This window comes from Brevibacterium sp. 2SA (genome assembly GCF_005502845.1).
Taxonomy (GTDB): domain Bacteria; phylum Actinomycetota; class Actinomycetes; order Actinomycetales; family Brevibacteriaceae; genus Brevibacterium.
Genome location: NZ_SCMW01000083.1, coordinates 1 through 8,766, shown reverse-complemented (window position 1 = coordinate 8,766; position 8,766 = coordinate 1). Strand labels below are relative to the sequence as shown.

Here is an 8,766-nt window from a genome sequence, read left to right as displayed (position 1 = left end):
CACGCTCATCCGCTCCGGCCGGCCCCGACGATGACGAGCGGGCGCTGGGAGGCGGCGAGCGCCTCGGCGGCGGTGTCGATGCCGTGCTCGTCGAGCACGGGCAGCGGTCTGGCGATGGCCGGGTGGATGGTGCCGGGCCCGCGCTGCTCGATGAGGTCGAGCGGGATCTCGATGCTCGCGGGACGGGGCCGGCCGGAGCGGATGAGCGTGAGCGCCTGCGCCACGGCCAGCGGCACCTCGCTCACACTGGTGACCCGGTGGCTGTCGCCGAGGATCGCCTCGATCGCCAGCGCCTGATCGCGCACCTCGTGGAGCAGTCCGTTGCCCCGCCCGGGATGCGTCGAGGGCATGCCCGGGCTGATGAGGAGCACCGGGACGGAGTCGGTGAACGACTGAAGCAGTGCAGTCAGGGCATTGAGGACCGCCGGTCCCGTCGTCGTGACGACGACCTGGACGTCGCCGGTGACCCGCGCGGCGCCGTCGGCCCTGAATCCCGCACCCTGTTCGTGGCGGGGTGAGACGATCTCGATGCCGTGGTCGCTCAGCTGCGCGAAGATCTCGAGGTTGTGGGTGCCGGGGATGCCGAAGACGCGGGTGATGCCCTCGGCGGCCAGGGCTGCGGCGAGATGGCCGCCGCCGGTGAGTTCGCTCATGCGCTCGTCTCCGTTCGTGAGTCGGTCATCGGGTCTCGGGGTTCGCGGCCCTGAGCTCGGGTGTCGGTGGTCGGCTGGGCGAGGTGCGTGTCGTCGCCGCTGCCTGCGGGTTCGCCGGGATCCGTGATGACGAGGGCGTCGACGGCGATCGCCCCGGATTCGGCGACGCGCACGGGGTTGATCTCGATCTCGGCGATCTCGTTGCTGCCGGCGATGAGCCTCGAGACGGCGACGACGACGTCGGCGAGACTGTCGATGTCGGCCGGCGGTCTGCCCCGCCACCCCTGCAGGAGGCGGTGGACCTTCAGCCGGGAGAGCATGTCGAGGGCCTCGGCCCGCGACACCGGGGCGAGTTCGAGACGGGTGTCGCCGTAGAGCTCGGTCTCCGTGCCGCCGGCGCCGACCATGACGATGGGGCCGAAGTTCTCGTCCTGTCGGCCGCCGACGAGGATCTCGACGACGTGGTCGCGCCGGTCCATCTCCTCGACGATGTACTCGCCATCCCCGAGGCGGCCGACCATCTCCGTGTGCGCGGCGATGAGGGCCGGGAGGTCGGACAGCCCGAGGACGATGCCCCCGACCTCCGTCTTGTGCGCCGGCCAACCCGCCTTGAGGACGAACGGCGGGGTGAGTTCCGCCGCCGCGACCGCCTCGGCGAGGTCGTCGGTGTGGGAGACCCGCACGGCAGCGGGCACGGCGATGCCGGCGGAGACGATCGTCTCCCGCGCCGCGCTGTAGCCGGTCCCCCACGGGGTCAGGGCCACCGACTGCTCGAGCGATTCGGCGATCCGGCCGGAGTGTGCGGCGTAGAACGCGGCGAGCGAGAGCACGCGCATCGTCGTGTCGATCGACCGGTAGCAGGGCACGAAGCGCGCCCACAGGTCGGTCACGGCCTGGGAGTCCGCGCTCATCGAATGGACGAGCAGGGGTTTGCGCAGCTCCGCGGCGGCCTCACCGAGGGCCGCGACCTCGGCGAGCTCGGCTGCCAGCAGTTCCGGGGTGTCCTCCCCGTAGGCGCCGAAGTACCCGGTGAGGACGACGGCGTCGATGCTGTCGTCGGTGAGGAGCGCGCGCACGACCCGGGCGTAGACGCCCAGGTCCTTCTCCCCGGCGCCGTCGAGGTCGATGGGATTGTCGAGGTGACCGGCCTCCGGCAGGAGGGTCTCGACCCGGTCACGGGTCGCCTCCGTGAGCGGGTCGACGCTCAGTCCGTGGAGTTCGGCCATGTCCGCGGCGATCGCGCCCTGGCCGCCGGAGTCGGAGACGATCGCGATCCGCCGGCCACCGGGCAGCCACGAGGACGCGAAGTAACCGGCGAGCTCGACGATCTCCGAGGGCGAGGACAGGCGGATCGCACCGGCCTTCCGGCAGGCCGCATCGACGGCGTCGATCGCCGAGGTCAGTGCCCCGGTGTGGGATCTCGCGAGCCGTCTGCCCGCATTCGAGGCCCCGGTGGTGAGGATCATCGTCGGTTTGCCCGCCGCCCGCAGACGCTGCATGGCTGCGACGATCGCCGCACCCCCGGTGAACGATTCGAGGTAGAGCGCGACCTGGCTCGTCTCGGGATCGTCGACGAGGGAGTCGAGGATCTCCGCGGCCCGCACATCCGACTGACCGCCGATCGAGGCGAACCGGGAGATGCCGATGCCGCTGCGGGCCGAGAGCGTGGCGATCTCCGACCCGAGCTGACCGCTCTGCGAGACGACGGCGAGCGACCCCGGTGTGAAGTGGCCCCACGCGAGCAGCAGGTCGTTGGCAGAGTCGACGAGGCCGAGCGAGCCGGGCCCGATGAGACGGGCCCCGGCCGCGGTGATCGTCGCGGCAAGCTCGTCGGCGTGCGGGACGCGGGTGGAGACGATGAGGAACGCGCGCACACCGGTCTCGAGCGCCTCGGTGACGACGGCGCCGACACCGGCGCCGGGGATGGAGATGACGAGGAGTTCGGGCACCTCGGGAAGATCGGAGAGACCCGGATACGTCGGGGCGCCCTGGATCGAGGTGGCGCGGGAGTTGATGAGGAAGACACGGCGCCGCTGGGCACCGGTGAGCGCGCCGGCGGCGAGCCAGAACCCCCATTTCGCGGGATTGTTCGAAGCTCCGAGGACAGCGACGCTGCTGGGATCGAAGAACTGGTCCACGTCGCCGCTACGCCTCATCCGTCGCACGCTCGGGCTGGTCGAGATCGGCGAGTGCCTCAAGGTTCGCGTCGACCTTCGCCTGGGCGGCCGCCCGCGGGGTCACGCCGGCCTCCCGCGCCGAGGTGATCGCCTCGGACGTCAGGTCCGTCAAGGTCTGCCTGATGAGCGCCTGGCTCTGGTCCCACGTGCCGTCGATGTCACCGAAGTACACCCACCACCACCAGGCGTTCGTCGCCGAGTTCGCGAGGAAGTCGGGGATGACGATGACGCCGCGCGCGGCGAGGGCGGCCTCCGCCTCGGCGGTCACCGGCATGTTCGCGGCCTCGACGATGATGTCAGCCCGCACCCGGTCGCTGTTGTCGGCGGTGATCGCATAGCTCACGGCCGCGGGCACGAGGATGTCGGCGTCGGCGGCGAGCCAGTCATCGCGGTCGCCCACCCGGTCCTCCGGGCGCAGGGCGTCCCGGGAGACGCCGCCGAAGGCGTCGCGGGTCGCCAGCAGCGCCTCGACGTCGAGGCCGTCGGGGTTGGAGACGAACCCGTCGGCATCGGCGATGCCGACGATCCGGACTCCCGCCTCGGCGAGGAAGCGTGCGGTCGCCCCGCCCATCGACCCGAATCCCTGGATCACCGCGGTCGTGCCCTCGGCCGAGCGACCGTCGGCGGCGAGCGCGGCCAGCGCTGCGGTGGCCACCCCGAGCCCGCCGACGAGTTCGTCCTGGGCGACGCCGTCGACGATCGTCGAGAACGCGGTCATGGTGCGCTCGTCGGCGGCAGCGGGATCGGCGACGAGCTTCTCCACTGCGCTCAGTCCGCTGCCGAGTCCGCGGCGCTCGAGGATCTCATCGATGTCGTCCTGGCGGACTCCGAGGTCCTCGCCGAGCGCCCAGTACGCGTGCATGAGGGGGTTGACGGCGACGAGGAAGCGTTCGAGGACCTCGACGGCGCCCTCGGCGCGGGGGTCGAAGTCGATGCCGCCCTTGGCACCGCCGACGGGGACGTACCGGCGACCGGGCACGCGGTGGATCGCCTCCTTGCGCGTCATTCCCTCGGCGAGTCCCCGGACCTCCTCGAGGGTGCAGCCGGCGCGCATGCGCAGCCCTCCGGAGGCCGCACCGCGCACGAGGGTGTCGATGACGACGAAGCCGTGGGTGCCGGTGATCGGGTCCTGCCAGGTGATGTCCATGAACATGGGGCCTCCGAAGGCATGCAGAGCGGGCGGATGAGACCGTTTACTGAATCGCGGTTCAGTAAGCGTCTCACACCAGTCTGGGGCCGCGGAGCACCGTCCGTCAAGACGGCGGGCTGAGGCGATGTCGGACAGGTGTCCGCGCCCTCGGATCCGGGGCGGCGGCCGGACCTAGACCCGGGGCTGGGCGCGGCCGAGGACGGAGTCGGCGAATTCGCGGACCCACGCCATCATCGTCGCCCGCAGGTCTTCGTCACCGGCGACCATGAGCCGCACCGAGAGCCCGTCGAGGTGGGCGATGATCTTCGCGACGGCAGCCTCGATGTCGTCAGCCGCGACGGTGAAGTCACCGGTCGCAGCCCCCCGACGGACGACCTCGGCGAACACGGCCTGCCACGCGTCGTCGAGCTGGGCCAGGGTGCGGCGGATCTCCTCGTCGAAGAGCGCCGAGGACCACGCGTCCATCCAGATCGCCCAGCTGCGGGTCGACCCGGACGGCAGATACCACTCGAGAAGATCGTCGAGGACCTGGTGGGCCGCCCGGTCGGCCGCGGCGATCTCCCGCGCCTGGTCGAGGTCGTTCTCACCGGCGAAGGCGAACGCCTCGGTGACGAGCGCCTCCTTCGTCGCGAAGTGGTAGATGACGAGGCTGGCGCTCAGCTCGAGGCGCCGAGCGACGTCGGCGACGCGCAGGGACCGCAGGCCGGTCGCCTCGATCTCATCGACGGTGGCCGCGAGGATCTCCTCGCGGCGCACCTCGGCCCGTTTGCGGCCCATCAGCTGCGCAGTGCGACGTCGGTGGCCGGGCCGACGAGGGAGAGCGCCTTCGGGCGCACGAGCAGATCGCCGGCCATCGCACTGACCTGATCGGGGGTGACCGAGCGGATGCGCTCGATGAGGTCGAGAGGCGCTTCGAGCGGGATGCCGAAGATCTCGGCCCTGGCCAGGCGGTTCATCCGCGCGGCCGAGGATTCGAGTCCGAGCACCATCGAGCCGGAGAGCTGGGAGACGATCTCGTCGAGTTCGGCGCGACTCGGCGGGATCTGCGCGAGGCGGTCCCATTCGGTCAGTGCGAGGTCGAGGACGGCCTGCCCGTTCTCCGGGCTGCAGCCGGCGTAGATTCCGAACGTCCCGATGTCGGTGAACTGGCTGGCCGTCGCGTTGACCGCGTAGGCGAGGCCCCGCTCCTCGCGGATGCTCTGGAACAGCCGCGAGGACATGCCGCCGCCGAGCAGAGTGAGCAGCACGGAGTAGACGAACCGGTCCGGGTGCCCCTCGGGCAGACCCTGGCACCCGAGCAGCATCCCCAACTGCTCGGTGTCCTTGGTCGTGTGCGAGCGTCCCGTGCGGAATTCGGGCTGGAGTCGCGCCGAGGCGGCCGCATGCGGGTGCCCGATGACGCCGGAGCCCGACGCGGTCTCGGCGGCGTCCGGCAGCGCCACGGTCGTCGCGAACGCCCCGGTCTCGGCCAGCGCCCGCTCGACCATGTCGACGACCTCGGTGTGCTCAGCGCCTCCGGCGGCGGCGATGATGAGCTGGCCCGGCACATACGTCGAGGCGTAGTGGTCGAGCAGGGTGTGGTGGCCGAGCACCCGGATCTGGTCCTTCGTCGCCCCGACCGGTCGGGCCAGCGGATGGCCTGCGAAGACGAGGGCGTCGAAGTCGTCGAAGAGGACGTCGCCGGGGTCGTCGGCGGCCATCGCGAGCTCTTCGATGATGACCCCGCGCTCCCGTTCGAACTCGACGGCGTCGAGCGTCGAGTCGGAGACCATGTCGAGGAGCAGAGCCGTGATCGACGGCAGATCGGTGACGAGGCAGCGCGAGTAGTAGCAGGTGAACTCCTTGGCCGTGATGGCGTTGGAGTCCCCGCCGGTGCGGTCGAAGGCCGCCGCGATCGTCTTCGCATCCTTCGTCGAGGTGCCCTTGAAGAGCATGTGCTCGAGGAAGTGGGTCGACCCGGCGGTCGCCGCGGTCTCATCACGGGAGCCGGCCGCGACCCAGATGCCGATCGTCTCGGAGGCGAGACCCGGCATGTGCTCGGTGGTGACGGTGAGACCACCGGGGAGGACAGACCGTTCGATGCGGCTGTCCTCCCCGGCGTGCGTGGAGCCTGGGATCAGTTCTCCGACTCCTCGTCCGCCTCGGCGTCCGCATCGTCATCACCGTCGACGACGGGAGCGAGCGAGAGCTTGCCGCGGTCGTCGATCTTCGTGATCTCGACCTGGACCTTCTGGCCCACACCGACGACGTCCTCGACGTCCTCGACGCGCTTGCCGTCGTTGAGCTTGCGCAGCTCGGAGATGTGGAGCAGACCGTCCTTGCCGGGGGTGAGCGAGACGAACGCGCCGAAGCTCATCGTCTTGACCACGGTGCCGAGGTAGCGTTCGCCGACCTCGGGGACCTGCGGGTTGGCGATCGCGTTGATCATCGAGCGGGCCGCCTCGGCGGAGGTGCCGTCGGTCGCGCCGATGAGCACGGTGCCGTCGTCCTCGATGCTGATGTCCGCGCCGGTGTCCTCCTGGATCTGGTTGATCATCTTGCCCTTGGGGCCGATGACCTCGCCGATCTTGTCGACGGGGATGTTCACCGAGATGATCCGCGGAGCCGTCGCCGCCATCTCACCCGGGGCGTCGATGGCCTCGGCCATGACGTCGAGGATGACCATGCGGGCCTCGCGGGCCTGCTTGAGTGCGGCGGTGAGCACCGAGGAGGGCAGTCCGTCGAGCTTCGTGTCGAGCTGGATGGCGGTGACGAAGTCCCGGGTGCCGGCGACCTTGAAGTCCATGTCGCCGAACGCGTCTTCGGCGCCGAGGATGTCGGTCAGGGCCGCGTACGCGGTCTGCTCGCCCTGGTCGGTGGAGATGACGTCGGAAACGAGACCCATCGCGATGCCGGCCACCGGCGCCTGGAGGGGCACACCGGCGTTGAGCATCGACAGGGTCGAGGCGCACACGGAGCCCATCGAGGTCGACCCGTTCGAGCTGAGAGCCTCGGAGACCTGACGGATCGCGTACGGGAACTCCTCACGCGAGGGCAGGACCGGAGCCAGGGCGCGCTCGGCCAGCGCTCCGTGGCCGATCTCGCGGCGCTTCGGGCTGCCGACGCGGCCGGTCTCACCGGTCGAGTAGGGCGGGAAGTTGTAGTGGTGCATGTAGCGCTTCGAAGTCACCGGCGACAGCGAGTCGATCTGCTGCTCGAGCTTGAGCATGTTGAGCGTCGTGATGCCGAGGATCTGGGTCTCACCGCGCTGGAACAGCGCCGAGCCGTGGACGCGCGGGATGACGCCGACCTCGGCCGAGAGCGGACGGATGTCCTTGAGGCCGCGTCCGTCGATGCGGACCTGCTCGGTGAGGATGCGCTTGCGCACGACCTGCTTCGTCAGGGCGTTGAGCGCCGCGGCGATCTCCTTCTCGCGGCCTTCGAAGCGCTCGCCGAGCTTGTCGAAGAGCTCTGCGAGGAGTTCTTCGCCGGCGGCTTCGCGCTCCTGCTTGTCGGCGATCTGGAAGTTCTCGGTCTGCTTCGCCTCGGCGAGGTCCTTGACGGCCTCGAAGACGTCGTCCTGGTAGTCGCGGAAGACGGGGAACTCGACGGTCGGCTTCGCGGCCTGGTCGGCGAGTTCCTGCTGGGCGCGGCAGAGTTCGGCGATGAAGGGCTTCGCGGCTTCGAGGCCTTCGGCGACGACCTCCTCGGTGGGGGCTGTCGCACCGGTCTTGACGAGGTCGATCGAGTTCTCGGTGGCCTCGGCCTCGACCATCATGATGGCGACGTCGTCACCGACCATGCGACCGGCGACGACCATGTCGAAGACGGCGTCGTCGAGCTGCGAGAAGTTCGGGAAGGCGACCCACTGGCCGTCGATGAGCGCGATGCGCACGCCGCCGATGGGACCGGAGAACGGCAGGCCCGAGAGCTGGGTCGACATCGACGCGGCGTTGATGGCCAGGGCGTCGTAGAGGTGGTCGGGGTTGATCGACATCACGGTGACGACGACCTGGACCTCGTTGCGCAGGCCCTTGACGAAGGACGGACGCAGCGGACGGTCGATGAGGCGGCACGTGAGGATCGCGTCGGTCGAGGGGCGGCCCTCGCGGCGGAAGAACGAGCCGGGGATGCGGCCGGCGGCGTACATGCGCTCTTCGACGTCGACGGTGAGCGGGAAGAAGTCGAAGCCCTCACGGGGGTGCTTGCCGGCGGTGGTCGCCGAGAGCAGCATCGTGTCGTCGTCGAGGTAGGCGACGGCGGAGCCGGCGGCCTGCTTGGCCAGTCGGCCGGTTTCGAAGCGGATGGTGTGTGAGCCGAAGCGACCGTTGTCGATCGTGGCCACGGTGGTTTCAGGGGTGGTACCCACGTAGTCTCCTAGTTCGATGCCGACGGACGGGCGGGTGCGCCTGCCGCGCCGGCGGACAGTGTCGTGGACGCCATGGAACCAGGGCCGGTCATCGATCGGGGCCCACGGAACCTGCTCACGCAGTCCTCCGGAGGCCACTACCGAGGACCGAAACGTCCATGGCATAGGTGTCCGCCGGTCAGTCTACCGCAGTTGCCGTCATCCGACTGTGGGTCCGCGCACAGCTGAACTCCCGGTCACGGCCGGGCTCTGAATGGTGCGCGCGAAGGCGCCAGGAGCACCGGCCGCCGCGCGTTCTGCGCCCTCGTGCGAGAAGTCGTTGCGCCGGCCAGAAGTCGATCTGTTGGCAAGCAGTTCTGTCCACGAGAAGTCGATGTGCCGACGGAAAGTCGTTGTGCCGGCCAGAAGCCGATCTGCCGGCGAAAAGTTCGCGACACG

General features: G+C 70.0%; 7 protein-coding genes. All 7 read right to left on the bottom strand.

The features are described 5' to 3' along the window. Positions 1-5: 5 nt before the first annotated feature. Positions 6-653 carry a thiamine pyrophosphate-binding protein gene (locus tag FFS20_RS17165; protein WP_249356924.1) on the bottom strand — a complete coding sequence of 216 codons (648 nt, stop codon included), beginning with the start codon at positions 651-653 and terminating at the stop codon, positions 6-8. Beyond that, a complete protein-coding gene (locus FFS20_RS17160) occupies positions 650-2,791 on the bottom strand; it encodes an acetate--CoA ligase family protein (RefSeq protein WP_137826996.1) in 2,142 nt (713 codons plus the stop codon). Before FFS20_RS17160 ends, FFS20_RS17165 begins: the two co-directional genes overlap by 4 nt. 7 nt (positions 2,792-2,798) lie before the next feature. After that, positions 2,799-3,983 carry a Glu/Leu/Phe/Val dehydrogenase dimerization domain-containing protein gene (locus FFS20_RS17155; protein WP_137826995.1) on the bottom strand — a complete coding sequence of 395 codons (1,185 nt, stop codon included), beginning with the start codon at positions 3,981-3,983 and terminating at the stop codon, positions 2,799-2,801. Positions 3,984-4,151: 168 nt separating this feature from the next. Then, positions 4,152-4,757: a TetR family transcriptional regulator C-terminal domain-containing protein gene (locus FFS20_RS17150; protein ID WP_137826994.1), complete on the bottom strand. Its 606-nt coding sequence runs from the start codon at positions 4,755-4,757 to the stop codon at positions 4,152-4,154. Then, positions 4,757-6,061, bottom strand: coding sequence for a pitrilysin family protein (locus FFS20_RS17145; RefSeq protein WP_283202144.1), 1,305 nt, complete (start codon positions 6,059-6,061; stop codon positions 4,757-4,759). Before FFS20_RS17145 ends, FFS20_RS17150 begins: the two co-directional genes overlap by 1 nt. A 35-nt stretch (positions 6,062-6,096) precedes the next feature. After that, positions 6,097-8,328, bottom strand: coding sequence for a polyribonucleotide nucleotidyltransferase (locus tag FFS20_RS17140; protein WP_137826992.1), 2,232 nt, complete (start codon positions 8,326-8,328; stop codon positions 6,097-6,099). A 198-nt stretch (positions 8,329-8,526) separates the two neighbouring features. Then, a partial coding sequence (locus FFS20_RS18160; RefSeq protein WP_212743374.1) for a hypothetical protein occupies positions 8,527-8,766 on the bottom strand: 240 nt, incomplete at its 5' end.

What these genes read in the sequence shown, in the direction of transcription:
- FFS20_RS17165 (WP_249356924.1), bottom strand. Translation starts at nt 653, where the DNA reads ATGAGCGAACTCACCGGCGGCGGCCATCTCGCCGCAGCCCTGGCCGCC.
- FFS20_RS17150 (WP_137826994.1), bottom strand. Translation starts at nt 4,757, where the DNA reads ATGGGCCGCAAACGGGCCGAGGTGCGCCGCGAGGAGATCCTCGCGGCC.
- FFS20_RS17155 (WP_137826995.1), bottom strand. Translation starts at nt 3,983, where the DNA reads ATGTTCATGGACATCACCTGGCAGGACCCGATCACCGGCACCCACGGC.